The organism is Psychroflexus maritimus (assembly GCF_011089875.1).
GTDB classification, from domain to species: Bacteria; Bacteroidota; Bacteroidia; order Flavobacteriales; family Flavobacteriaceae; genus Psychroflexus; species Psychroflexus maritimus.
In genome coordinates this window covers 1-24,123 of the sequence record NZ_JAANAS010000048.1, presented here as the reverse complement: position 1 = coordinate 24,123, position 24,123 = coordinate 1, and the positions used below count along the sequence as shown (strand labels likewise).

Here is a 24,123-nt window from a genome sequence, read left to right as displayed (position 1 = left end):
TTTTTAAGTTAATTTTACGCTATTTCTCAATGAACTTTTACCACTTTCGGGACGGCAAAAATACTACCTTTTTTACACATCTTCCAACTGTTTCTACAAAAAAATATAAACTTATTTTTTAAGCATTGAAAATTAATGGGTTGGGAATAAAAAAAGCTGCTTTGATTAACAAAACAGCTTTGTATAAAAACTTGATAGAGGTGATTAAGCCTCAAATGGTTCAATTGAAACATAAGACTTATCGCCTTGTGTTCTGCTAAATTTTACTATACCATCAACTTTGGCATGTAATGTATGATCTTTTCCAGCGTAAACATTTTCACCTGGACGGTGCGCAGTACCTCTTTGTCTAACAATAATGTTACCAGCTACTGCAGGTTGTCCGCCAAAAATTTTCACACCTAATCGTTTCGATTCTGATTCTCTTCCGTTCTTTGAACTACCTACTCCTTTCTTGTGAGCCATGTTCCTTGGTTTTTAAATGTTACTTACTTAAAGCTTCAATTAACTCTGCTTTTTTCAATGCAGAATATCCTTCAAGCCCTCTTTCTTTTGCTAATTTTTTCAACTCGGCTACGGTCATACTTTCTAAGTCTTGTCCGGCTGATTGCTCTTCTTTTTTAGCTTCTTTCTTTGGTGCTGCTTTCGACTTTTTCTTGGGAGTCGGCTTGCTTGCGCCAGAAGATAAAATATCTTCTACAGAAATTTCTGTAAATGATTGACGGTGACCATTTTTCTTTTGGTAACCTTTACGCCTTTTCTTTTTAAAGACAATAACTTTATCGCCTTTAAGGTGTCTTAAAACTTTCGCTTTAACTTGAGCACCTTCTATAACCGGGGCGCCAATGGTAGTTTGTTCACCGTCAATTAACAACATTACATTGTCAAAAGTGACGCTATCACCTTCGTTAGCGTCTAAACGATGTACAAAAACCTTTTGGTCTTTTGCAACTTTAAATTGCTGCCCTGCCATCTCTACAACTGCATGCATAATTTCTATGTTTATTTTTAAGGGTGCAAATATACTTTTTTTCTTTTTAAAATGAAGTACTTATTGAAAATTTTTGAAGTGTTGGTTTTTGAGAGGTTTTGGTTAAAGCAGAATGGGTCTGCATTTTTTCATCCCCTACCTGAAGATGGAGGCTATTTTCTTTTACAGTAATTTCAAATAATAACTGGTATAAGTAATGATTCGTAAATTTAAATTATTTTATTTCATATATTTACCCTTTCATTAAAACTCATGTTTTTCTATTATGTGCATAATTCAAAAATTTGCTTCATCAGTATTAATTTTAATTTTCTCTCTTAGCCCTATCTTAATTTATTCTCAAGACCAATTTAAAGAAGGCTTTTATGTGAATTTAAAAAATGATACCATTCATGGCTTTATTCGAGATAATGATTGGATGTTTTCACCTAATCATTTTTTATTTAAATCTTCAATGGAATCAGATGAAAAGAAATTTCTCCCTTCACAAGTACGTTCTTTTCAATTTTTAGAAGGTGACATTTTTATTGCCCAGACACTACCTGTTGAGGTGACTCCAACAAGTGTAAATAGGTTAGTTAAAGATTCCAGCTTAAACTATGAAGACAAAAGTATATTTTTAAAAACCTTAATCAGAGGGAAAGCTTCTCTTTATAAATACTCTGAAGCAAATTTTAGTCGTTATTTTTTGGAACACCAAGAAGTGCTTGAACAATTAATTTATAAGCAATATTTAAATGAACAAAATAAAATAGCAACAATTAATTATTTTAGAAATCAACTATATACTGCATTAAAATGTGATCAACTTCAACTGAAAAATTTTGAAAATTTAGCTTATCTTGAAAAACCACTTAAAAAGATAGTTAAAACATACAATTCATGTTTTGAAGAGGAACAAGAGGAATTCAAAAAAGAACGTAAAGTTGACATGAACTTAAAAATAAGACCTGGTGCACAATTTGGCTTTCTTGAGGTGGATAGTCCTGGAAGAGATACTGATAACTTTGGCTCTCAGCTTGCTTTTCGAATAGGCTTGGAATTGGAATACATATTGCCCTATAATAATAGTAAATGGTCTATAATTTTTGAGCCAGTTTTTCAAAGTTATTCTTCTAGAGTTGATTATGATTCCTTTGCTACTCCAAGATTTAGAGAAGCAAATTATACCTCAATAGAATTAGGTTTTGGCGTGAGACACTACTTCTTTCTAACTGAGGTTCAAAAACTTTTCATCAACGCTGGTGGAGTTGCTGATTTTCCATTTAATTCTTCTATTGAAGGGAATGTTGGTGGAAATTTAGATATTTCTAGATCTGCTAATGCTTTTTTTGGAGCAGGCTATTCCATAAGTAACAATATTGGTTTTGAATTAAGGTGGCATTTAAATAGAGACTTAGTGCAGCCCTATACAAGTCATTCATCAAGTTTTAATTCCATATCCTTAATTTTTGCTTACCAGCTTTTTTGAATGATTTAATTTTTTACCATCAGAAATAAATTCCTATTTTAGTCGATTAAAATTTTCTAGTATGTCATTTACAAAATCAGTTGTTCGCCAAGTTGGTAGAGATTTAGGCAAAGTAATAAGTAATCAGGTTTTTGGCGACCGCCATTCTTCACCCTACCGAAGAGTTGGAAGCAACTCAACTTCACAAAAACGACAACAAACAAGTAAACCAGTACAACAACAAACAGTTAGTCAGCCAGCTGAAGAAGAAAAGATTACCTCAACCGATTTTGACCGCGCTATTGGTTTTGCCACTACTTTCACAGCACCAACTATGGTAAGAAAATTAGCTGGTGTTTACGAAGTAATGAAAACTGAAATCCATAAAGCAAAACAAGATGGTTACTTAGACACCGATGAGTCAACTATGGTATTTAAAATGGAAAGCGAATTTATGCATAAAGCTGAAATTATTACCGATTTATTGGAATTAGAAGAAGAAAAAAACGAAAGCCAATTAGAAAAACTTCAAAAAATAATTGAACTTACACAAAGACTGATTAAAGAAACTATCGTACTTTCTTTGAAGGGGGCAAAAATACAGAAGAAACACTACGAAAATCAGAAATCCAACTATAACAAGCCTGACTTTAAGCGATACGCTGGTTTTGGAACGATATGGATGCTTAATTACGCAAGAACTGGTGAAAAGAGCTTATTAAGCTCTATTGGAGCTAATGCAATATGTTTGGTTGTTATAATTATTGAGCCTATTGCTGTGATGATTTACGGAATCAGTTTTTTGATTGCGGTAAGTAAGTTTACTAAAGACAAAAGCACCAATAAGCAAATGCTCCAACTAATTAACAAAGAAATTGAAATTGAAGAGCAGCGCATTCAACTTTTTGAAGGTATGCAAATGGACTCTGATGAATTGATAAAATAAGCTTATAAACTTAATATAATTCCAAAATTAAGACCTAACTCACTTGTATTGGAATAAGAGTCAAAAAAGGATTTTCTATAATTGCATGCTAAAACTAAGCCTACCACAGGAGAAAGTTCGTAAATCAAACCTAGCTCACTTCTCAGGTAATATCCATCTTCATTGCCTTGATCTGCCGCCCTATTAATAATTCGTGCAGGGCCAATTGAGCCAGATATATAAACCTGAGTTCGATTATTCTCACTTTGTCAAAACTGTTTTAAATAGTAAGATACGAACTTTTTTAAGACGTAATATCTGGATATTGCGGAGTAAAAAAGTAAAGTAGATTGCTGTTTAAAACTGATTACTCTATTTTATTCAATAAGWACATCCATTTACAGCGTTAATTTTTATCACGATAGCTAAGGCTATCCTTCAAAAAATTGCCTTGTAACTGAATATCCTTATTGATTTTGACTTTGTGATTATAATCGAACTCAGGTTATAAGGTTTAATGGGTGATTTATTAGGTAGAAAGAAACCTATTTGAGGCCCAAAATCAAATTGCCAAAAATTAGCATTATCAACAACAGACCTGCGGGTAAAATCTAATGCCGCAAAACCGCCAACAGCAATGTATTTATTGAGCGCGTAAAAACCACTGGCATTAAGATTTAAGGAAGTTTGTTTACTTCCATCGCTTAAGCTTTGTTGTCCAAAGTTTAAACTTGAACTCCCCACCAGGTAAACTGCTCTTTTTCCTATTAATGCTTTTTTTTGAGCGATGGGTCTTTTTTGTTTTGGAGCTCCATAAGTTGTAGTTTGAGCTTGACTAGCGTTTGCAAAAAACAGTTTTGGTTGATTTATTTGTATGCGCATTAGATTAAAGGCTAAAAAACACACCGAGACCAAAACCACCAAGACTGAAAGAGCTTACATTGTTGGCAAAGTTAAATTTGCTGTAACTGTATTCTAGTCCAATTCCAAAAAAATGATTAACTTCATACACAACGCCCAAATTACCAGAGTAAAAACTACCGCTTTCATCCTCTTGATTTTCGCCTATTAATACGTGTGCATAACCTCCAGAAGCACCGGCATAAGGGGTTAATGGAGAATTGTTAGGGATAAAAAAACTTAGAGACGGCCCCATTGCTATAATCCATGTACTTGGTACGATTTCGCTTGCGGGGACATAGCCTGATACTACAAACTCTCCACCAAAAGCAAAATAATCTGCAAATGCGTATTGCGCTTTACCACCACCATTTACATTAAGTTCAGATTCACCATTTGGTAATTTAGTTTGTGCAATATTTAAACCTACAGAAGCGCCTAAATAGGTGGTCCCTTCTCTTATTAACCTTGGGATGTTAGTTTGGTCTTCTTTTGCTTCCTCTTCCACTTGGGCAAAACTATTTTGTGAAGCTAATAGAAACAAAGCACTTATTAATAGTAGGTTGATATAAGTTGATTTGGTATAATTTTTCATGGGTGTGTAAAATTAAAATACTGTTATTTTAATGAATTGAGTGATTTTATAGGAACAAGCTAAAACCTAAGTTAAATTGATAGATTTTTATGTCATCTGGATCAGAACCGAAATCAGTAACAATAAAATCGTCGGTTAAAAGAAAATCTCTTTTTGTGTAATTAAGGTTAAGATCTAAGGTAAGTTTTTTTGGGATTAAAAATATACTTATACCCGCATTTAAAGAAAGTTTATTAACGCTAAAGCTATCACTTATTGAAATACCTGAACTATCAGGACTTGCAATTATTAAATTATCTATCCTATTTTCTCCAAAAAAATAATTTATGCTTATATAAGGTAAGACTTTTTGGTCTTCTTTAAAATTAAAAAAATATTGCGCAAAAGCTCCGTATAGAAAACCGCTTATTCTTAGTTCATCATTGCTAATATTCAGTGACTCATAATCTAAACTTGGTCCTATAAATAAATTATCTAAAAGCGCATAGCCTCCTTGTAGGTTGATGTTGAATTCGTTTTTAATGTTTTGATTTGGACTGTTGTTGATAAACCCAAAGTTCGATTTAGCATCAATTACAAATTTTCCTTGTTCTGTTTGGGCTTGACTAAAGTAAGCTGTTGATAGTAATAATAAAAAAAGTAATGTTTTTTTCATGTGTTTTGTATAGAAAAGTGGTAAAACAAAATTTTCAAAATAGAAATTATTTAGAAACAAACTTATTATTTTTTTCTGTTTCTACAAATAGAATTTCTGAATAAATATTTTAGATTACTGAAGTGCTTAAAGATTGACTTCTAAAATAAATAAATTTTAATGATTCAGGAAAGTTTGAATGAGTTTAATAATGAATTGAAAACGAAAACCCTAGCCCTGATTGAAGTGTAAAACCCGTAAAATTGTAAGCTTTTAGTTTTTTTACTATTGAAAAGCGACCGTCAGGAAGCTCTTTAAATGGTTTAAAAAACTTGGCTTACAATTGCGGACTTGAAACGGAAAGCAGGTTCTCGGCTTCAAAAAAAAATGTATATCCTTATAGAAATTAAAAATTGTTATGAATTGCGTTTTTATTTGTGCATTTTTGTAGCTCAATTTAAACGTATGAGTGAGAAAAAACCCTTGATTTTAGTAACTAATGATGATGGAATTACAGCGCCTGGAATTCGGCATTTAATTTCAATCATGAAAGAGATTGGCGAGGTGATTGTTGTGGCGCCCGATCGTCCGCAAAGTGGTATGGGACACGCCATAACCGTTAATGATAACCTGTATTGTGATGAGGTGCATTTGGATGACCAAGTGCGTGAATATAGTTGCTCTGGGACGCCTGCCGATTGTGTGAAAATTGCTACGCAAGAAATTATGAAACGAAAACCAGATATTTGTGTAAGTGGAATTAATCACGGGTCTAATTCTTCGATTAATGTAATTTATTCGGGGACCATGAGTGCGGCTGTGGAAGCGGGAACTAGCGATATTCCTGCGGTTGGTTTTTCGTTACTGGATTATTCAATGAATGCTGATTTTAGCCATACTACCGAGTTTATAAAATACATTGTGAATATGGTGTTGGATAATGGCTTGCCTAGGGCTACGGTGCTGAATGTGAATTTTCCTGCGGTAGAAAAAGAGAAAATTAAAGGCTTGCGTTTATGCCGACAAGCCAAAGCCAATTGGGTAGAAAATTTTGACAAACGCCAAACCCCCCACGGGAGAGATTATTACTGGTTAACAGGTGAATTTGTGAACCAAGATGGAGGTAAAGATACAGATGAATGGGCACTGGAAAATAATTATATTTCGGTAGTGCCAGTTCAATTTGATTTGACTGCTTATCACGCTTTAAAAGAATTTAAAAACTGGAATTTTGAACATTAATGTAAAAAAAGAAATAGCTATAGGCGCTATTATAGGATTAATTGCAAACGCATTAGGCATGTTTTTTTTTATTGCCGTTTTTGTGGAGGAAGATTTTGAACGCACGGTTTCAACCGCTTATCAAACAGGGATTTTAGGCAAATTTATGGCCCTTGGAGCCGTTCTCAATTTTGCTCCTTTTTACTTGTTTTTAAGACGAAATTTAATTTATCGCGCTAGAGGTGTTGTGGTAGCTACCGTTTTGGTGGCAATAGCTACCTTGGTTTTGTATCTTCAATAAATTTTTAAAATACTTATTATTAGAGAATGAAGTTTACTAAGAAATTTGAAATCCGTTGGTCTGATTTAGATGCTAATCGGCATTTAGCTAATTCGGCTTACCAGAATTTTATGAGTCATACACGAATGGCTTTTTTAATTGAAAGTGGCATGAGCTCAAAAGAATTGGTGAAGTTAGGTTTAGGACCGGTGGTTTTTTATGAGCATATTTACTACTTTAAAGAAATTATGCCCGAAGACTCGGTTACAGTTAGTGTTGAATTGAAGGGCATTTCTGAAGACGGAATGTTTTTTGAATTTGTACATAATCTGTATAACCAACAGGGTAAAAACTGCGCAAGAGCTGAAATGTTAGGCGCTTGGATTGACCTAAAAACCAGACAACTTTCTCCTCTACCTGAAGATTTGCTTAAAAAAATTAAAATTTTAGATAAAGCGGAAGGGTTCAAGTTATTAACTAAAGAAGACACCAGAAAACATCAAGTTTTTCCGAAGGATTTGGAGCGATAAGGTATGTTTGTATTGAGTTTATTTCAAAAACAACTCATTCAACTTCACAATACAACTTTCAATACTGGTTGTCTTGGCAATATGTACATTTTTACTGATTTTTTTTGCTTCTTGAGCGGTAGTGCTTCCTATGCAAATGAGTTGTGAATGTTGAGCCTTGTTTTGATTAAAAAAGCTTCTTACAGCACTCGGACTAAAAAACAAGATCGCCTCAAATTCGCGTTCAAATTTTTTAGGGTTGAGCTTTGTTTCATACAATTGGTGTTCGGTGAAGCTAATTTGATGTTGCTTTAATTGATTCGGAATAGCCTCATTACGCAATTTTCCACAGAAAAAATTGAAGCTTAAATGAGCGTAATTTGTGCTAATTATTTCAGCTAAGTCTTGACCATAATTGGTTACTTCCACCACCTTGTATCCTAAATCTTGTAATGCTTGTTGTGTTTTTTTTCCCACACAAAACACCTGCTTGAAGTCTAACTTTAATTCGTTGATGATTTTAACCGACTTCTGACTAGTGATGATCGCATTTTCAAAACGCTGATTTTTGAGGTGGTTAATTTCGCTGAGTGGTGTGGTTTGAATAGCATTGTATTCTACCAAACTAAAGTCCAAATTTAAAATCAGATTTTTTTGAGCAGGGGTTAACATTTTGGTAGATAAAACACTGGGCATTTTACAAGATTTTTCTCAATTCTTCTAGAATAGGTTGTCCGCCTTTGTCCAAAACTTCTTGGGCGCATTTTTTTCCGAAGCCTGATGCATCGTCCAAAGAAATACGTTGCTCAATGCTTACTTTTTGCTTTCCATCTAAGCTGAATAAAGCGCCCTTAAAATGAACTTCATTTCCTTCAATTTTGGCTAATGCTCCAATGGGTGCTGTACATCCGCCTTCTAAGGCACGTAAAAATTCACGTTCTATAGTAACGCAGACTTCAGTTTCGTAATGATTTAATTGAGCAAGAGCCTCTTGGCAAAAGGAATTATTTTCCATACAAACGGCTAACATTGCCCCTTGTGCAGGCGCGGGAATCATCCAATCTAAATCCGAGTAATTTTCAGGTTTTAAGTCGATGCGTTCAAGTCCAGCAGCGGCAAAAATGGCTCCATTCCAAGTTTGGCTATCTGAAAGTTTTTGAAGTCGCGTGTTCACATTTCCGCGTAAATTTTCTACTTCATGGGTGGGATATTTATTCAGCCACTGTGCTTTTCTTCGCAAGCTTCCTGTAGCAATTACTCCTTTTTCCTCTTTAAGGAAATCGGTGCCTTTATGAATTAAAATATCCTTGACATTAGCACGGGGTAAAACCGCCGCTTGCATCACGCCTTTAGGTAACTGAGTTGGGACGTCTTTCATGGAGTGCACGGCAACATCAATTTCGCCTTTAATTAGCGCTACATCTAGTGTTTTAGTAAAAATGCCGGTTATGCCCATTTCGTACAAGGGTTGGTCTAAGTTTAAATCGCCTGTTGACTTTACAGGGAAGAGCTCCACCTGAAAACCTAAATTTTCCAGTTGATTTTTCACTGTATTCGCTTGCCAAAGCGCTAATTCACTATCTCTTGTTCCTATTTTAATTACTTGATTTACCGCCATGTTATGGATTTAAATTTCAGCAAAGATAAGGAATAGGGAGTTGATGAGTTGATTGGATTTTTTAAAATTTTGGGGGAAGGAGTCTAAGTTTTTTATTAGCTTTGATTGAGGGAAATCAAAGCATGAAAAAAACACTCACATTTCTACTAATTTTTATCAGTCAATTTGCATTTGCGCAGAAAAATGAAGATACTGAAAATTTAGCCAAGATTTAGCGTCAACCATAGAAAATAATTCAACTTATGGATTTCAGAGCAATATAGGTTTTAGAATTCCTAATATCAACAAATTTGTATGCCATTTTATTGTTTAACATAAATACTGATTTTGAGGATGCTTTTTCAGTTGAAGAGGAATCCCTTCAGCTTACAGATACAACATTGCAGATTGGTTTAGGGTATAGGTTTTAAACCAAAAAACTCACTTATCATTTAATAATTAATGCTATATGAATTGCAAGTAAAGGAATTTGGCAGAACTATTAATTACATTATCCCTATCTTTACTGAAACCAAAAATAGTTAATGTGAACCAAATAGACGATTTAAATATAGAAAATGAAATCTGTTCACTTTTTGATTTTACGCTCAACAATTTAACCAGGGATAAGCTTATTGATTTGTTGAACAATCCTTTAAAGTCGGTTGAAGAAATTAAAATGGTTCAGTCAATATTAAAAGGCTTTCTCCAGCAAGAAGTTTTAAACGATTATACCTATCCAGTTTTGTATTTTAATGAGATGCATGCTTTTTTAAAAAGTGAAATTATTGAAGCTTATACAGAAAAACCAAGCATCATAAAATGGTTTGCTTCAAGCACTCAAACTAACCAATTAAAAAGCAAACTAAGCCAGCTAATTTTACTGTTTTATAAATTACAACAGAATTTTTTTTCAAAAATAGATGTATCAAAATTTCCAACTACATACACCCTTAGAATAAGGAAAATTCAAAACTTTTTTAACTTATTTGATCTTGTAAAAAATGAGGAGAAAATAAGAGAAAGAGGACTAAACAAAAATGAGATAAATTCCCTTTTACATCAAATCAATGAGCTCAAAAAAAATCAGGAAATTCAATTGTTCTGGGACAGATTAATTGAATTTGAAACTTACCTGTCTATAAGTAAAGGGATTTCTAAAAACAATTTTCAGTTTCCAGCATTTTCTAAAAATCAGCTTAGCCTTAATAATCTGATTAATCCATTTATTAAAAACCCAGTAAATTATTCATTAACAACCACTAAAAATGTTATTGTATTAAATGGCCCCAATATGTCTGGTAAATCAACATTTTTAAAAACTGTGGCTACGTGTGTATATTTATCTCATTTAGGTCTAGCAGTGCCAGCACAAAGTGCTAAAATTCCATTTTTTTCTAACTTTATTGTTATTCTGAATAAAAAAGACAACTCCAAAAAAGGCTACAGTCAATTTATGAATGAACTCCATCATCTAAAAAAGACCTTAAGCTGTTCCATTAAATCTAGTTGTTTTGCTATTTTTGACGAACTTTTTAGTTCAACCAATCAAGAGGATATGAACAAAATAATGCCTGTAACAATTAAAGGCCTAACTAAGTTCAATTCATCTTGTTTTTTTATTTCTACGCATCATCAATCGCTTAAAGAAAATCAAAACAATAATGTACTTCAGCTTTATTTAGATGTAGAAATGAATAATGGAACGCCTAATTTCACCTATCAATTAAAAGAAGGTTGGTCCGATTTAAAGTTAGGAAGTATTTTGTTTGAAAGCTCAGGCTTAAAAGAATTACTGAAAAAATAAATATATACGTCACTTTTTAATTTAGCTCACTAACTAACTTTTCTAATAAACTCAAAACCTTAATTAACAAACAAAAAACATTTTCACCTACATTTGTTTCGAATTTTGTAAATTTAAATTTCAGGAATTTAGTGCAAATGAAACACGCATATATAAAGTTTATACACACAAAGGCATGATTATACGTGTTACATATGACCACTAAAAAACAATAAAATTAACAGATGAAAAAAATTATTGGACGTAGAGACCATGCCGATTTCCCTAAGTTAGCTCTAGAAAATGTACCTATCAAAATAGATACAGGAGCTTATACCTCTTCCATTCATTGTGACGATTTTCGCATTGAAAATAAGGTGCTTTATGCTACGTTTTCAGATGGAGAAAAAAATTCAAAAAATACAGCTAAAGAAATTTCATTTACTACTTTTGAAGAAATAAAAGTACGAAGTAGTAATGGTCAGTTACAAAAACGTTATCAAATAAAAACGGATATTAAATTATTTGGCAAAATATATAAGATTTCGCTTTCTTTGGCCAATAGAAATAAAATGAAAAATCCCGTTCTTATTGGACGCAAATTTTTAAATAAAAAATTTATCGTAGATACTGATTTAGAAGACGTTTCTCAAAAAATGAAGCACTCGTAAACAATGATCTACACATAATAAAGTGAGTATAAGTGTCGCATCTGACCACTAAAAAAATAATAATTATAAACAGATGAAAACCAATGAATATTAAAATCCTTTCTAGGAATTCCGATTTGTATTCTACCAAGCGTTTGGTAGAAGCTGCCGAAAAAAGAAAACACCAGGTGGAGGTTATAGATCATTTAAAATGTGATTTAGTGATTGAAAAACGAAAACCCAGCATTGTTTACAAAGGAGAATCGCTTACTGAAGTAGATGCCATCATTCCTAGAATTGGGGCTTCAGTTACTTTTTATGGAACTGCTGTAGTAAGGCAATTTGAAATGATGGGCGCCTTTTCTACGGTTGATTCTGAAGCTTTAATAAGAAGTAGAGATAAATTGAGAAGCCTTCAAGTGCTCTCTAAAGCAAAAATTGGTTTACCAAAAACGGTTTTTACTAATTATTCTAGAGATGTAGAAGGTGTGATCAATCGCGTGGGCGGAACTCCGTTAGTGGTAAAACTGCTAGAAGGAACCCAAGGTTTAGGCGTGGTTCTTGCCGAAACCAAAAATGCCGCTAAATCGGTAATCGAAGCTTTTAATGGCCTAAAAGCGCGCGTTATAGTGCAAGAGTTTATCAAAGAAGCTAAAGGCGCTGATGTTCGGGTTTTTATTGTAGATGGACATGTGGTTGGCGCTATGAAACGCCAAGGAAAAGAAGGTGAGTTTCGTTCCAACCTTCACCAAGGCGGAAAAGCTGAAGTAATTGAACTTTCTGATGATGAAGAAATTGCCGCTATTCGTGCAGCAAAAGCCATGAAATTAGGTGTAGCTGGGGTAGATATGCTACAATCTAGCCGAGGGCCATTAATTTTAGAAGTTAATTCTTCACCTGGATTAGAAGGAATTGAAAAAGCTACAGGTAAAGATATTGCCAAAACTATTATTCGGTATATCGAAAAAAATGTATAGCTAAATGAAGCCATTCATTGATGAAGAAAATAAAATGCACTTGCTTGGCGAAGTAATTCCGCCTGGAAAAAGTACGCGAATTAATATTTCTACCGCCAAACTTCATTCGCATACAGTTGTTGAAGTCCCCGTCATTATTGAACGTTCTAAGAAAAAAGGACCGGTAGTTTTAATTACCGCCGGAATTCACGGAGACGAAATAAATGGTGTTGAAGTGGTTAGGCAGCTCATTGCCAAAAAATTACATCAACCCAAAAAAGGAAGCATTATTTGTATTCCCGTACTCAATATTTATGGATTCATTAATAACACCCGCGAATTTCCTGATGGCAGGGATTTAAATCGGGTTTTTCCAGGAAGTAAAACCGGTGCTTTGGCTAGTCGATTTGCGCATTTAATTTCACAAGAAATTTTACCTATTGCCAATTTGTGCATGGATTTCCATACGGGAGGAGCCTCTCGCTTTAATGCCGCACAAATTAGAATTGACAAAAAAAACAAAAAAAATGTTGAGCTCGCTAAAGTTTTTCATGCACCATTTACAGTGTTTTCTTCTAACATTAAAAAATCTTATCGCTATACTTGTGAAAAGCTTGACATTCCTGCGCTTTTATTTGAAGGAGGAAAATCAAATCACAGCGATAAATACATTGCTATGGAAGGCGTAAACGGCATTAAACGAATCCTCAATCATTTAGGTATGCTAAAAGAGGGGGTTAGCCTTACAAAACCTGAAAAAAAAAGTATAATTATTGAAGATTCCTATTGGTTACGCGCTAAATACAGCGGTTTACTTCATGTTAAAATTCCCCTAGGAAAGTTTGTTGAAAAAGGCGAATACATTGCTATTATTACCGACCCTTACGGAACTTTTAGACACAAAGTAAAAGCGAAAAAAGCTGGTTATGTAATTAATGCGAATCAAGCGCCTACAGTTTACCAAGGTGATGCTATATTTCATATTTCAAAGGAAGCGGGAGAATGAAAAAACAAGAACTTAGAAAAATTTACAAACAAAAACGAAGCGAATTGACCCCTTCAATAATTGAAGAGAAAAGTATTTCTATTGCTAACAAAAGCTTAGCTTTACCTATTTGGCAGAAAGAAAACTTTCATTTGTTTCTTTCTATTGAACACCAAAACGAAGTAGATACCAACTATTTACTTCACATTTTACAAGGTAGAGATAAAAACGTGGTGATTTCAAAAAGTGACTTTTCAGATACTTCAATGAAGCATTTTCTACTTACAGATGCTACTAAATTAGTGGTTAATCAATGGGGAATTCCTGAACCTGAAAATGGCTTTGAAGTTTCTCCAAAACAAATTGATGTTGTTTTTCTTCCTTTACTAGCATTTGATTTAAAAGGAAATCGAGTGGGCTATGGCAAAGGTTTTTATGATCGGTTTTTAAGCGAATGTAAAAACAAGGTGATGAAAATCGGATTGTCTTTTTTTGAAGCTGAAGAAGTAGTTGAAGACGCACATTATTCTGATGTTCCCTTAGATTATTGCATTACTCCACAAGAAATTTATACCTTTAACCAAGAAAATTAAACAACTTGAACTCTACCACATTTTATAGTCACGGAAAATTACTCCTCACCGGCGAATATTTAGTTTTAGATGGTGCGATAGCTTTGGGACTCCCCACAAAAAAAGGACAAAAATTAAAGGTGAAAACTACTCAATTTTCGCAACAGATTCATTGGGAGTCAAAATTGGCAGATAATTCTACCTGGCTAAGTATGGATTTTCAATGGAATCAAAATTTAAATTTTTCTTCGGAAGAAACTTCCCCTGAAGCACAAAAATTAATCGAAATTTTCAATTACATCGCCTCTCAAAAACCTAAATTATTTCAGCAGAAAAAACATGGATTTTCATTTTGTTCAAAATTGGAATTTGATAAAAATTGGGGGCTTGGCAGTTCTTCCACCTTAATTAACAATTTTGCTCAATGGGCTGAAATTGACGCTTTTCAATTGCAGTTTAAAATATTTGGTGGAAGCGGTTACGATATTGCTTGCGCACAGAATTCAACGCCAATAATCTATCAAAAAGAGGAAAATCAGATTCAAGTTGAGCCCACACAATTTCTACCGAAGTTTAAAAATCAACTTTTCTTTGTCTATCTAAATCAGAAGAAAAACAGTCGCCAAGCCATTCAACACTACAAAACCTTAAACCCAATTACAAAGCTTGATGCCAAAGAGCGAATAGATGAAATTAGCCAACAAATTTTACATGCTGATTCACTTGCTGATTTTGAAAGCTTACTTACCGCTCATGAAAAAATCATGGCGACTTTATTAGAAGAATTTCCTATTAAAGGTTGCTTATTTCAAGATTATCCCAAGGCCATTAAAAGTTTAGGGGCTTGGGGAGGTGATTTCATTCTGGCTACTGGTGGGGAAGCACAAAAAGAATATTTCAGAAAAAGAAATTATTCTACAATACTTGACTATGATGAAATGATTTTGGATGTCTAACAGAATTGGTCAAATCAATAATTTTTTTCTTAAATCACTCAAAATAATTTTTCAAACACAACCTCTTCAAAAAACTTCCTTTTCACAATGATTATTTTGATTACTTTTGCGGCATGGCAAATTATTTTTCAACTTCGTTTACTTTAGGAATTCTAGGCGGTGGTCAATTGGGCAAAATGATGCTTTATGACACCCGAAAATTCGATATCAAAACACACGTCATGGACCCTAATCCTGACGCGCCTAGCAAAATTGCCGCAGACTTTTTTGAAACAGGAGACTTGATGGATTACAATCAAGTGCTTCAGCTGGGAAGAAAAGTAGATGTACTTACTTTTGAGATTGAAAGTGTAAATGTAGAGGCGCTTGAAACTCTAGAAAAAGAAGGAAAAAAAGTCTTTCCTTCATCGGCTACGCTCAAAAAAATTCAGAACAAAGGAGTTCAAAAACAATTTTATAAAACGCATCAAATTCCTACAGCCGATTTTCAATTATTTAATTCAAAAGCCGATTTAAATGAAGCCATTATCAGAAAAGAAGTAAGTTTTCCTTTTGTTTGGAAATCGCTTACCGGTGGTTATGACGGAAAAGGAGTTTCAGTCATTAAAAAGCAGGAAGATTTAATTCCTTTACCCGATGTAGCTTGCATGCGCGAAGAACTAGTGGATTTTAAAAATGAGTTAGCTGTAATAGTAGCGCGCAATGTTGCTGGCGAAATCAAAACTTACCCGGTGGTAGAAATGGAGTTTCACCCTACGGCCAATCAAGTTGAATACGTTTTAAGTCCAGCGCGAATTGATGATGCGGTAGCCCAAAAGGCACGCGATTTAGCCATGAAAGTTTCTTCAAGTTTTGAACACGTAGGCTTGTTAGCAGTTGAAATGTTTCAGACTTCAGAGGATGAGGTTTTAGTTAACGAAGTAGCACCAAGACCCCATAATTCGGGGCATTTTTCTATTGAAGCTTCATACACCAATCAATTTGAACAACATCTACGAGCTATTTTAGATTTGCCCTTAGGTGCCACCGAACAAAAATGCGCCGCAGTAATGGTGAATTTAGTTGGCGAAGCAAATCATCAAGGTAATGTCTTCTATGAGAATATGGAAGAAATTATGCGTTTACCAGGGGTAACTCCACATATTTATGGAAAAAGAGAAACGCGTCCATTCAGAAAAATGGGGCATGTAAGTATTATTGGAGAAAATATTGAAAAAGCAAGAAGTCTTGCCCAAGATGTCAAAGAAAAAATTAAAGTAATCTCAAGATAAAAAGTATGAGTAAGGTAGGAGTTATAATGGGAAGCACAAGTGATTTGCCGGTAATGCAAGAAGCTATTGACTTTTTAAAGTCGATGGAAATTGAAGTTGAAGTGGATATTGTTTCGGCTCATCGCACACCAGATAAATTAATGGATTACGGAAAAAATGCACACGAAAGGGGCATTCAGGTGGTTATTGCTGGAGCTGGAGGAGCCGCTCATCTTCCGGGAATGATTGCTTCGCTTTCTCCACTTCCTGTTATTGGCGTTCCTGTGAAGTCAAGAAACTCGATTGATGGCTGGGATTCCGTTTTATCTATTTTGCAAATGCCAGCAGGCGTTCCTGTGGCCACTGTGGCTTTAGATGGAGCTAAAAATGCAGGAATTTTAGCGGCACAAATTTTAGGCGCAAGCAATACAGCTATTCAACAACAAATAATTGAATTTAAAGAAGGTTTGAAAGAAAAGGTCTTGAAAGGCGCTCAGGAACTTAAAGATAAATCATAAAGGGTTGCTTGTTGAAGCAAGCTCTTTCTTGAAACTAGAAAATTTAATTCTCTGATTTAGCTTCGTAATTTTCATCTTTTGGCATAAAAATATGTTTAATATTTTCCAGCCTATAAGAAACCCCTATCATGGGATATTTAAAAAATCTATTGTGCATAAAGTTAATTCCTCCGACATATGCAGCGTCGAAATTTCTTTTTTGACTAACATAAGTAGCAATATCAGGCATAAATAATGAGATTTGAAGTCGCTCATTAGGCATATAAGAGACCCCAAAATCAAGGCCTACTCTAATATAATTTTCTCGATTATCAATAGGGTCATCCAATTCAAAAAAATAAAGTCCTGAATTAAGATTAGCAAAGAATACAAACTTATTTTTAATGGGCAAGAAGTATTTTCTTAAATTTATGCTAATTCCAATTTGACTTACCGAGCTAAAATTTCCTGGATCTGAGGGTGCGTCTTGATAGGCATAATTTAACTCGCCTCCCATCATAAAACTATTCGTCAAAAATTCGCTATAACTAAAGCCTACAAAATAGCTATGATCTACTTGCCTTTCTTTTGGCACTACCCTCAATAATAATGGGTCGTAGGCAAAGTCAGTTCGTTGGGAATCAAAATTAACACCAAACCTAAGTTCTGTCCAGCTATCTCCTTTTCTAAATAAGGAAGAAGATTCTTGTTGTTCTATAAAGTTTTCATTTGATGAAGTTGCTTGTTCATCAGGTGAAGTTTGTTGTGCGTTTAAATAAAAAACACTAATAAATAGGAGGAAAATTGAAATGACAAAGTTTTTTTTCATCAGTTACTGATTATAGATAATTATGAGTGCAAGTTACAAAATTAATACCCATAAAATAAACTTAAATAATTATTTTTTTAGTCACTGCTTTAGAACTCAACTAAATTATTAAAAGCCTATATTTGTCTTTATTAATTTAAAACATTAACCATGGAAATTTGGATTATATTAGGAGTAATTGTGCTACTGGTAGTTTGGATTGTTGCTATCTATAACAGTTTAGTAAACTTGAGAAACACTCGCGAAAATGCATTTGCTGATATTGATGTTCAGCTGAAACAAAGACATGATTTAATACCTCAGCTGGTCAACACCGTTAAAGGTTATATGGAACATGAGCGTGGCACACTTGAAGCGGTAACGCAAGCTCGACAAAAAGCCATTAGCGCTTCAGGTATAAACGATAAAATTGCCGCTGAAAAAGAACTAGGTTCTGCTTTAAAGGGCTTAAGTATTCAAGTTGAAGCTTATCCTGATTTAAAAGCAAGTCAGAATTTTATGCAACTGCAAAATGAAATATCTGATTTAGAAAATAAACTAGCAGCGGTAAGAAGATTCTTTAATTCAGCCACGCGTGAATTAAACACGGCTATTGAAAAATTCCCTAATGTAGTTTTTGCAGGGATGTTTGGTTTTTCAAGACAACCTATGTTTGATTTAGGAGAGGCTAGAGCCGATTTAGACAAAGCACCTGATGTAAGTTTCAACTAAATTATTTCAATGTCAAAATTTGTAGGTATTCAAACCCAAATTAGAAGGAATAATCGGAAGTCAGTTTTACTTTTGATGGCCTTTCCTTTATTGATTTTGACTGCTGTTTATGCAGTAGTTTATTTCCTGACTTTTAATGAATTAAATCAACCTCAACCAGAAGTTGCTCTCGATTTATTTGTAGGAGCAATTCCACCAACTATCGCTGTAGTTTTGATCTGGTTCCTGATTGCCTATTTTGCCCACGGAAAAATGATTTCTATGGCTACAGGCGCAAAGACCTTAGAGCGTAAAAATAATATGCGCGTCTATAATTTGGTTGAGAATCTTTGTATGAGCGTAGGGATGAAGATGCCCAAAGTTCAAATTATAGAAAGCCAAGCTTTAAATGCTTACGCTAGCGGATTAAGAGAAAAAGATTACACGGTAACTTTAACACGAGGAATCATTGAAAAACTTGAAGATGATGAGCTTGAGGGTGTGATTGCTCATGAATTAATACACATTAGAAACAAAGATGTTCGCCTGCTTGTGGTAAGTGTTATTTTTGTGGGCATTTTTTCTTTTGTTGTTCAAATTGCTTTCAGAAGCTTTCTGTATGGCGGAATGTCTAGAAGAAATAATAAAGATTCAGGGAAAGCAATGATTATAATCTTGTTGATTGCCTTTGTGGCTTATATAATTTCACTTTTATTCAAGTTTTCATTAAGTAGAAAACGCGAATACATGGCCGATTCTGGCGCTGCAGAAATGACTCGTAAACCTTGGGCACTTGCTTCAGCACTGAAAAAGATTGCCCCTAATCATCACGTAGATGATGTAAAAAGTGAAGATGTACAAGAAATGTTTATTGAAAATACTCCTAAAGATGGAAAGATGAGCATGTTTGGAAACATTGGAGGGCTCTTTGCAACCCACCCTCCCATAAAAAAGCGAATTGAATTTTTAGAGCAGTTTTAATTATATTACTTTCTAAAGTAGATAAGGTTTAATATTTATATATTTTTCAAATTAGATTTACAATTTTTAAAATTGAAAATGATTCCAAGCAGTAGTACCCTATAAATAGTGAATTTTACTGAATAGTTTTCCACCTACTTAAGCTAAAAAAAATATCTACCTGTACTTAAAAAATATTTCTCCTAGAAATCATTATGCCATTTAAACACGAAATCTATCTTGTACTAAATACAAGAATAGACGATTTTGTCTTATACAAAAGATAAAAAATTAGTATATTTGTCTTATAAGAAATACAGGATGAAGGATTTATTCAAAAAAATTATTGTAGAAAAACAAGAATGGCTTAAGTCTGTTAGTTTAACAAAAAGGGATTACAGCATTGAAAACAAAGCAAACTACGTATTTACAGGACTTCGGAGAGCTGGTAAATCTCATTTTTTATACCAAATAATCCAGCGTCATGTGAGTAAAAATAACGTGGAAGATATATTGATGATAAATTTTGAAGACGAACGCTTGTTAGAGGTTGATTCAAGTAATTTGCATGAAATTATAGATGCTTATTTCGAATTATACAATAAGCAACCACTAGTTTTCATGGATGAAATTCAAACTATTCAACATTGGCAAATATTCGCAAGAAGACTTGCCGATGATGGATTGCGTGTTTTCATTACGGGAAGTAATGCAGAGATGCTTAGTTCTGAAATTGCATCATCGCTAGGCGGAAGGTTTGTTAACAAAGAAATCTTACCCTTATCATTTAAAGAATATTTAAGTTTTTTAAAATTTGACTATTCAAAAACAACAAGATATTCAACTGCTAAATACGAATTGTATCAACATTACGAAGAGTATTTAAGCTATGGTGGATTTCCTGAAATAATCAATTTTCAAAATAAAAGAGAGTATTTATCAAGTGTTTATCAAAAGTTATTTTATGGAGATTTAATTACGCGTTTCAAGGTTACAAATAGTAAAGTTCTAAAATTGTTAGTTAAGAAGTTGGCTGAAAGTGTAAACAACGTGACTTCGGTTAATCGAATTAAAAACTTAATTAAATCAACAGGAGTTAGTATAGGGAATAATACTTTGTTTGATTATTTAAGCTATCTTGAATCATCTTATTTAATAGCTTCAATTTCCAATTACCACAGTAAGTTTTCAGAAAAAGAAACCAACAAAAAATATTATTTTTTAGACAATGGAATACTAAACTTATTTCTGATAGACCAAGACACTAAATTATTAGAAAATCTAGTGTATATACAACTACGACGACTTGGATGTTCTATTTATTTTCTCAAACGTAAATTAGAGGTAGATTTTTACGTACCTGAGAACAATTGGTTAATTCAGGTTTCTTACCGTATTTCTGATAAAGAGACCTTTGATAGAGAAGTAAAATCGCTTTATCAATCCATGAAAGAATTCGACCTAAAAAAAGCTTATTTGATTACCTATGATGAAGAAAAAACCATACGTACGGAGTTAGGAGTAATAAAAGCGGTTCCTTTATGGCTTTGGCTGCTAGAAGGCTTTGAGGCCTAACTATTCATGACTTTTAAAAATTTTTATTTTAATCTTTTTCCATCGGTAGTTTCTAATAAATCTTCCCTCTTCTTTTGTGACTAATTTTTGAGGCCGCTTATAAATAGCTTTAAAATAGCTGGTCAAACCCTGAATTAAAAACGAAAGCTTTTTTTTCAATAAAGCAATCTTCAACAGGCTTAAAAAACTTAATACTAATCCATAATCCATTTGGTATAAAGCACTTCCAAAACGCTTGGCTAATTCTTTAGAATAACGTTGTCCTGTTGGCTTTAGGTGTTTTACGTGTAATTGTGGTAAGGTTTTGGTTTCCCAAGCCTGAAACCTTGCTAAAAGTTCATCTAAAGTGTCCCACCCCATGGCTTTTATTAGTCCGCCAATGTCTTCAAAACATTGTTTTCTATAAGCTTTCAATGGTCCTCTAATGTGCTCGTCATTGGTCAATTTCTCTTTCACCCATTGGCCATGCTCATTTTCTATATAACAAAATCCAGCTACCATGCCTAATTTGGAGTTCGCTTCAAAATTCGCTTTCAGTTCGCTTAAATAATTAGGTGGAAAAATTAAGTCGGCGTCAAACTTACAAATCACTTGGTAAGCATATTCAATATTTTCAACTCCTTTATAAAAGGCATTGATAATCTTTTCGCCTGGTTGATGAGCTTCAGAACTTGTGTTGTGAACTAATTTAATACTGGGATTGACTTGTGTAAATTTGCTGACTATTTGTGCGGTTTGGTCGGTAGAATGGTCATCTACAACAATAATTTCATTAGCGGGATAAGATTGATTGATTAAAGAATCTAAGCACTTTTCAATGACTTCTTCTTCATTATGCGCAGGTATGATGATGCAGAAGTTCACTGTATTTATTTTCTTTTGCAATAAACCAAATAATACCTTGGTGTGAATTTCCGCAATAGCGGTCTAAATCCAATTTTGTTAACGGGATTAGTAAATTGAATGGAATCCATTATTTCCCAACCCGATTTTTCTAAAAGCCAGTCAAACTGCCAATCTTCAAACTCATGATAATGTCTATCCCAAGGGTCAGTTTTGCTTTGATAAGCATTGGCAAACCAGAGTTTAAGCGGAATACTTGCAAATAAATAGTTGCTTTTAAGTTTGCTCAACACGTTAAAAGGTGCAAGTAAATGTTCAAAAATTTCAAAAGCAGTTGTAATTTCAGCATTGCTATTCATTACAGTAGTAAAATCAAGGTCTAAATCCTCTCCTTTGGTGTTAGCAACCTGATAACCTTTATTTTGCATTACTTCACTAAAAGGATTCTCAATGCCTAAGTCCAAGACAGATGTTGGAGGAGCTTGATGCTTAAGCATAAAGTCAATGGTTTTTTTATATCTTTTTTTGGGAAATTTTCCTTCGTACATTAATATTGATATATAATGGCGTTTATATTCATACCTGCACCAACCGAGGCAAACATAATTACATCGCCTGCTTCAAAATCATTGCCACCAAATTCACCTCGTAAATATAAGTCATATAAAGTGGGAATGGTAGCTACACTGCTATTACCAAGATTTTTTATACTCATAGGCATAACCCCATCAGGTTTTTCAAAGTTATACAGTTGGTAGAACCTAGAAACTATTGCTTCATCCATTTTTTCATTAGCTTGATGGATAAATATTTTTTTGAGCTGCGAAATTTCAAAACCACTTTCATCCAAACACTTTTTCATGGCTTGTGGCACGTGAGTTAAAGCAAAATTATATATTTTTCTGCCGTGCATTTTAATGTACTTCGTGTTTTCCTCAATGCTAGGATTAAACGAACGCTCAAAGTAAATATAATTAGATTCTTGATAGGTATGACTTTGGGTAGCGTGCGCCATTATTCCACCTGGCTCATCGGTAGAAGAAAGCACGGTAGCTCCAGCTCCATCGGCATAAATCATGCTATCCCTATCATGTGGGTCAACTACTCTAGACAAGGTCTCAGCACCAATTACCAAGCAATTTTTAGCCATTCCTGCCTCTATAAAAGCTTTGGCGTGAATACAGGACTCTACCCAACCAGGACAACCAAAAATCATATCGTAAGCGCTGCAATCTGGATTTTTAATTTTCAATTGGTGTTTTACACGTGCCGCTAAACTGGGTACAATATCGGTTTGATTGCTATCGCTTTTTACATCGCCAAAATTATGAGCAAAGATAATGTAATCTAAGGTTTCAGGATTAATTTTAGCGTCTGCAATAGCTTTCTTTGAAGCCAAAACAGCAATATCTGAAACCGTTAAATGATCTTCTACGTACCTGCGCTCCTCTATCCCTGTTATCTTCTCAAACTTCTTTAAAATTAAATCAGGTTCGTCATCAAAAATTTCTCCTTGGTTTGTATAAAAATGATGATTTAAAAAATCGCTGTTTTTTCTTACAAACTCAGGAATGAAACTTCCTACGCCAACAATTTTTACACCCATATAACTTTTTTATGCTAAATTAGTAGTTTTAAATGGCTTGTAAGAACTTTACAAAGCAAATTTCAATTAAACTGATAATTTTTGCCATTTTTGTAAAAATAAATTAAATATTAATTCAATTTTCAAGTTAAATCAAATTCATACTATGAATATTTCAAAAATCATTCGCTTTGTAGTAGTAAGTTTATTTTTTGGTCAGTTGTGTTTAGCTCAACAATCAACTAAATCCTATGATTTTTGGGAAAAAGTTGACTTTGGTGGTGGTGCTGGTTTAAATTTCAGCAGCAATTATACAAACATCAGCCTCGCTCCTATGGGAGTTTATAATTTTAATTCTTGGTTAGCTACTGGACTAAGTTTACAATACTCTTATATGAAACTCAATAATCGCTTTACCACACAGCTTTACGGCGGAAGTCTTATTCAGTTTGTGCACCCCACACCAGAGCTTCAGCTTTCGGCTGAATTAGAGCAATTATACGTCAATCAAGAAATTGAAGGCTTGCAAAATCAACGAAATCAATTTTGGAATACGGCCCTGTTTTTGGGCTTTGGTTACCGCAGCGGAAATGTAATTGCAGGTATTCGGTACAATGTTTTATTTAGAGAGAGTCAAAATGTTTACCCTGAAGCATGGATGCCTTTTATACGAGTTTTTTTCTAGCTTTTGGGCGTTTTACCCGCAACATTCAGTAGAATAGCCCTTTCAATAATTTCAATTTTACAGCTTTTGGTGGTAAGTACAATTTTCACTTTTTGCGGGTAATACCAATTTAACCATCAAATGACGCTATTTAGCTCATTCATTTTTCCATATATTTCCTTGTTCACAATTTCCGTCCCGTACGTACGGGATGCAAATTATT

General features: G+C 33.8%; 28 protein-coding genes. 17 read left to right on the top strand and 11 right to left on the bottom strand.

Annotated elements, in window-relative coordinates; genetic code table 11:
• Positions 1-204 precede the first annotated feature (204 nt).
• A complete protein-coding gene (rpmA, locus tag G7034_RS06785; RefSeq protein WP_166400213.1) occupies positions 205-465 on the bottom strand; it encodes a 50S ribosomal protein L27 in 261 nt (86 codons plus the stop codon).
• Between the two features lie 19 nt (positions 466-484).
• Positions 485-991 carry a 50S ribosomal protein L21 gene (gene rplU / locus G7034_RS06780; protein WP_166400212.1) on the bottom strand — a complete coding sequence of 169 codons (507 nt, stop codon included), beginning with the start codon at positions 989-991 and terminating at the stop codon, positions 485-487.
• Between the two features lie 265 nt (positions 992-1,256).
• Between rplU and G7034_RS06775 the strand changes: the two genes are divergently transcribed.
• Complete coding sequence (locus G7034_RS06775) at positions 1,257-2,462, top strand: PorT family protein (protein ID WP_166400211.1); 1,206 nt, start codon at positions 1,257-1,259, stop codon at positions 2,460-2,462.
• Between the two features lie 61 nt (positions 2,463-2,523).
• The gene (locus G7034_RS06770; RefSeq protein WP_166400210.1) at positions 2,524-3,387 is read left to right on the top strand and encodes a hypothetical protein; all 864 of its coding nucleotides are present in this window, start codon (positions 2,524-2,526) and stop codon (positions 3,385-3,387) included.
• Positions 3,388-3,804: 417 nt separating this feature from the next.
• Here the strand turns inward: G7034_RS06770 and G7034_RS06765 are convergent, their stop codons facing one another.
• From G7034_RS06765 to G7034_RS06755, 3 genes are read right to left on the bottom strand one after another with little or no spacing between them, the layout of a single operon-like run.
• Positions 3,805-4,248, bottom strand: a complete 444-nt coding sequence (locus G7034_RS06765) for a hypothetical protein (protein ID WP_166400209.1) — start codon at positions 4,246-4,248, stop codon at positions 3,805-3,807.
• Between the two features lie 4 nt (positions 4,249-4,252).
• Positions 4,253-4,861, bottom strand: a complete 609-nt coding sequence (locus G7034_RS06760; RefSeq protein ID WP_166400208.1) for an outer membrane beta-barrel protein — start codon at positions 4,859-4,861, stop codon at positions 4,253-4,255.
• Between the two features lie 46 nt (positions 4,862-4,907).
• The gene (locus G7034_RS06755) at positions 4,908-5,516 is read right to left on the bottom strand and encodes an outer membrane beta-barrel protein (protein WP_166400207.1); all 609 of its coding nucleotides are present in this window, start codon (positions 5,514-5,516) and stop codon (positions 4,908-4,910) included.
• 444 nt (positions 5,517-5,960) lie between these two features.
• Here G7034_RS06755 and surE point away from each other — a divergent pair, with 444 nt between their 5' ends.
• The 3 genes from surE to G7034_RS06740 are packed head-to-tail and all read left to right on the top strand — an operon-like array spanning position 5,961 to position 7,526.
• Entirely contained in the window at positions 5,961-6,737 is a 777-nt protein-coding gene (gene surE / locus G7034_RS06750) for a 5'/3'-nucleotidase SurE (protein WP_166400206.1), read from the top strand.
• Positions 6,727-7,017: a hypothetical protein gene (locus tag G7034_RS06745; RefSeq protein WP_246166785.1), complete on the top strand. Its 291-nt coding sequence runs from the start codon at positions 6,727-6,729 to the stop codon at positions 7,015-7,017. The genes surE and G7034_RS06745 overlap by 11 nt, the downstream gene beginning before the upstream one ends.
• 26 nt (positions 7,018-7,043) lie before the next feature.
• Positions 7,044-7,526 (top strand): acyl-CoA thioesterase, encoded by a 483-nt coding sequence (locus G7034_RS06740; protein ID WP_166400205.1) that lies wholly within the window; start codon positions 7,044-7,046, stop codon positions 7,524-7,526.
• A gap of 18 nt (positions 7,527-7,544) precedes the next feature.
• Here the strand turns inward: G7034_RS06740 and G7034_RS06735 are convergent, their stop codons facing one another.
• Together G7034_RS06735 and hemC are read right to left on the bottom strand one after the other, a co-directional pair.
• On the bottom strand, positions 7,545-8,201 hold the full coding sequence (locus tag G7034_RS06735) for a uroporphyrinogen-III synthase (protein ID WP_166400204.1): 657 nt from the start codon (positions 8,199-8,201) through the stop codon (positions 7,545-7,547).
• Between the two features lies 1 nt (position 8,202).
• Positions 8,203-9,123 carry a hydroxymethylbilane synthase gene (gene hemC, locus G7034_RS06730; protein WP_166400203.1) on the bottom strand — a complete coding sequence of 307 codons (921 nt, stop codon included), beginning with the start codon at positions 9,121-9,123 and terminating at the stop codon, positions 8,203-8,205.
• Between the two features lie 526 nt (positions 9,124-9,649).
• Between hemC and G7034_RS11980 the strand changes: the two genes are divergently transcribed.
• From G7034_RS11980 to purE, 8 genes are all read left to right on the top strand, one after another.
• Positions 9,650-10,909, top strand: coding sequence for a MutS-related protein (locus G7034_RS11980; RefSeq protein WP_166400202.1), 1,260 nt, complete (start codon positions 9,650-9,652; stop codon positions 10,907-10,909).
• A gap of 224 nt (positions 10,910-11,133) precedes the next feature.
• Complete coding sequence (locus tag G7034_RS06720; protein ID WP_166400201.1) at positions 11,134-11,559, top strand: ATP-dependent zinc protease family protein; 426 nt, start codon at positions 11,134-11,136, stop codon at positions 11,557-11,559.
• Positions 11,560-11,642: 83 nt separating this feature from the next.
• Positions 11,643-12,515 carry a 30S ribosomal protein S6--L-glutamate ligase gene (gene rimK, locus G7034_RS06715; protein ID WP_166400200.1) on the top strand — a complete coding sequence of 291 codons (873 nt, stop codon included), beginning with the start codon at positions 11,643-11,645 and terminating at the stop codon, positions 12,513-12,515.
• 4 nt (positions 12,516-12,519) lie between these two features.
• Positions 12,520-13,500 carry a succinylglutamate desuccinylase/aspartoacylase family protein gene (locus tag G7034_RS06710; RefSeq protein WP_166400199.1) on the top strand — a complete coding sequence of 327 codons (981 nt, stop codon included), beginning with the start codon at positions 12,520-12,522 and terminating at the stop codon, positions 13,498-13,500.
• The gene (locus G7034_RS06705; protein ID WP_166400198.1) at positions 13,497-14,072 is read left to right on the top strand and encodes a 5-formyltetrahydrofolate cyclo-ligase; all 576 of its coding nucleotides are present in this window, start codon (positions 13,497-13,499) and stop codon (positions 14,070-14,072) included. Before G7034_RS06710 ends, G7034_RS06705 begins: the two co-directional genes overlap by 4 nt.
• Before the next feature lie 5 nt (positions 14,073-14,077).
• Entirely contained in the window at positions 14,078-15,007 is a 930-nt protein-coding gene (locus G7034_RS06700) for a GYDIA family GHMP kinase (RefSeq protein ID WP_166400197.1), read from the top strand.
• A 113-nt stretch (positions 15,008-15,120) separates the two neighbouring features.
• Positions 15,121-16,278 carry a 5-(carboxyamino)imidazole ribonucleotide synthase gene (locus G7034_RS06695; RefSeq protein WP_166400196.1) on the top strand — a complete coding sequence of 386 codons (1,158 nt, stop codon included), beginning with the start codon at positions 15,121-15,123 and terminating at the stop codon, positions 16,276-16,278.
• A gap of 5 nt (positions 16,279-16,283) precedes the next feature.
• Entirely contained in the window at positions 16,284-16,775 is a 492-nt protein-coding gene (gene purE / locus G7034_RS06690; protein ID WP_166400195.1) for a 5-(carboxyamino)imidazole ribonucleotide mutase, read from the top strand.
• 43 nt (positions 16,776-16,818) lie between these two features.
• Here purE and G7034_RS06685 read toward each other — a convergent pair whose 3' ends face one another.
• Positions 16,819-17,583 (bottom strand): hypothetical protein, encoded by a 765-nt coding sequence (locus G7034_RS06685; protein WP_166400194.1) that lies wholly within the window; start codon positions 17,581-17,583, stop codon positions 16,819-16,821.
• A gap of 150 nt (positions 17,584-17,733) precedes the next feature.
• On the opposite strand from G7034_RS06685, the gene G7034_RS06680 reads away from it, so the two are divergent.
• From G7034_RS06680 to G7034_RS06670, 3 genes are all read left to right on the top strand, one after another.
• Positions 17,734-18,294, top strand: a complete 561-nt coding sequence (locus tag G7034_RS06680) for a LemA family protein (protein WP_166400193.1) — start codon at positions 17,734-17,736, stop codon at positions 18,292-18,294.
• A 9-nt stretch (positions 18,295-18,303) separates the two neighbouring features.
• Complete coding sequence (locus tag G7034_RS06675) at positions 18,304-19,254, top strand: M48 family metallopeptidase (RefSeq protein WP_166400192.1); 951 nt, start codon at positions 18,304-18,306, stop codon at positions 19,252-19,254.
• A 279-nt stretch (positions 19,255-19,533) separates the two neighbouring features.
• Positions 19,534-20,808: an ATP-binding protein gene (locus G7034_RS06670; RefSeq protein ID WP_166400191.1), complete on the top strand. Its 1,275-nt coding sequence runs from the start codon at positions 19,534-19,536 to the stop codon at positions 20,806-20,808.
• On the opposite strand, the gene G7034_RS06665 is transcribed toward G7034_RS06670, so the two are convergent.
• From G7034_RS06665 to G7034_RS06655, 3 genes are read right to left on the bottom strand one after another with little or no spacing between them, the layout of a single operon-like run.
• Entirely contained in the window at positions 20,809-21,672 is an 864-nt protein-coding gene (locus tag G7034_RS06665) for a glycosyltransferase family 2 protein (protein WP_166400190.1), read from the bottom strand. It lies immediately after the preceding gene.
• A gap of 5 nt (positions 21,673-21,677) precedes the next feature.
• Positions 21,678-22,199: a methyltransferase gene (locus tag G7034_RS06660; RefSeq protein ID WP_166400189.1), complete on the bottom strand. Its 522-nt coding sequence runs from the start codon at positions 22,197-22,199 to the stop codon at positions 21,678-21,680.
• Complete coding sequence (locus G7034_RS06655) at positions 22,199-23,257, bottom strand: 3-oxoacyl-ACP synthase III family protein (RefSeq protein WP_166400188.1); 1,059 nt, start codon at positions 23,255-23,257, stop codon at positions 22,199-22,201. The genes G7034_RS06660 and G7034_RS06655 overlap by 1 nt, the downstream gene beginning before the upstream one ends.
• Before the next feature lie 145 nt (positions 23,258-23,402).
• On the opposite strand from G7034_RS06655, the gene G7034_RS06650 reads away from it, so the two are divergent.
• Positions 23,403-23,921, top strand: coding sequence for a hypothetical protein (locus G7034_RS06650; protein ID WP_166400187.1), 519 nt, complete (start codon positions 23,403-23,405; stop codon positions 23,919-23,921).
• The last annotated feature ends 202 nt before the right edge of the window (positions 23,922-24,123 follow it).

Excerpts from the sequence above, each read along its gene's own strand:
- rpmA (WP_166400213.1), bottom strand. The coding sequence starts at position 465 with ATGGCTCACAAGAAAGGAGTAGGTAGTTCAAAGAACGGAAGAGAATCA.
- rplU (WP_166400212.1), bottom strand. The coding sequence starts at position 991 with ATGCATGCAGTTGTAGAGATGGCAGGGCAGCAATTTAAAGTTGCAAAA.
- G7034_RS06775 (WP_166400211.1), top strand. The coding sequence starts at position 1,257 with ATGTGCATAATTCAAAAATTTGCTTCATCAGTATTAATTTTAATTTTC.
- G7034_RS06770 (WP_166400210.1), top strand. The coding sequence starts at position 2,524 with ATGTCATTTACAAAATCAGTTGTTCGCCAAGTTGGTAGAGATTTAGGC.
- G7034_RS06765 (WP_166400209.1), bottom strand. The coding sequence starts at position 4,248 with ATGCGCATACAAATAAATCAACCAAAACTGTTTTTTGCAAACGCTAGT.
- G7034_RS06760 (WP_166400208.1), bottom strand. The coding sequence starts at position 4,861 with ATGAAAAATTATACCAAATCAACTTATATCAACCTACTATTAATAAGT.
- G7034_RS06755 (WP_166400207.1), bottom strand. The coding sequence starts at position 5,516 with ATGAAAAAAACATTACTTTTTTTATTATTACTATCAACAGCTTACTTT.
- surE (WP_166400206.1), top strand. The coding sequence starts at position 5,961 with ATGAGTGAGAAAAAACCCTTGATTTTAGTAACTAATGATGATGGAATT.
- G7034_RS06740 (WP_166400205.1), top strand. The coding sequence starts at position 7,044 with ATGAAGTTTACTAAGAAATTTGAAATCCGTTGGTCTGATTTAGATGCT.
- G7034_RS06735 (WP_166400204.1), bottom strand. The coding sequence starts at position 8,201 with ATGCCCAGTGTTTTATCTACCAAAATGTTAACCCCTGCTCAAAAAAAT.
- hemC (WP_166400203.1), bottom strand. The coding sequence starts at position 9,123 with ATGGCGGTAAATCAAGTAATTAAAATAGGAACAAGAGATAGTGAATTA.
- G7034_RS06720 (WP_166400201.1), top strand. The coding sequence starts at position 11,134 with ATGAAAAAAATTATTGGACGTAGAGACCATGCCGATTTCCCTAAGTTA.
- rimK (WP_166400200.1), top strand. The coding sequence starts at position 11,643 with ATGAATATTAAAATCCTTTCTAGGAATTCCGATTTGTATTCTACCAAG.
- G7034_RS06710 (WP_166400199.1), top strand. The coding sequence starts at position 12,520 with ATGAAGCCATTCATTGATGAAGAAAATAAAATGCACTTGCTTGGCGAA.
- G7034_RS06705 (WP_166400198.1), top strand. The coding sequence starts at position 13,497 with ATGAAAAAACAAGAACTTAGAAAAATTTACAAACAAAAACGAAGCGAA.
- G7034_RS06695 (WP_166400196.1), top strand. The coding sequence starts at position 15,121 with ATGGCAAATTATTTTTCAACTTCGTTTACTTTAGGAATTCTAGGCGGT.
- purE (WP_166400195.1), top strand. The coding sequence starts at position 16,284 with ATGAGTAAGGTAGGAGTTATAATGGGAAGCACAAGTGATTTGCCGGTA.
- G7034_RS06685 (WP_166400194.1), bottom strand. The coding sequence starts at position 17,583 with ATGAAAAAAAACTTTGTCATTTCAATTTTCCTCCTATTTATTAGTGTT.
- G7034_RS06680 (WP_166400193.1), top strand. The coding sequence starts at position 17,734 with ATGGAAATTTGGATTATATTAGGAGTAATTGTGCTACTGGTAGTTTGG.
- G7034_RS06675 (WP_166400192.1), top strand. The coding sequence starts at position 18,304 with ATGTCAAAATTTGTAGGTATTCAAACCCAAATTAGAAGGAATAATCGG.
- G7034_RS06660 (WP_166400189.1), bottom strand. The coding sequence starts at position 22,199 with ATGTACGAAGGAAAATTTCCCAAAAAAAGATATAAAAAAACCATTGAC.
- G7034_RS06655 (WP_166400188.1), bottom strand. The coding sequence starts at position 23,257 with ATGGGTGTAAAAATTGTTGGCGTAGGAAGTTTCATTCCTGAGTTTGTA.
- G7034_RS06650 (WP_166400187.1), top strand. The coding sequence starts at position 23,403 with ATGAATATTTCAAAAATCATTCGCTTTGTAGTAGTAAGTTTATTTTTT.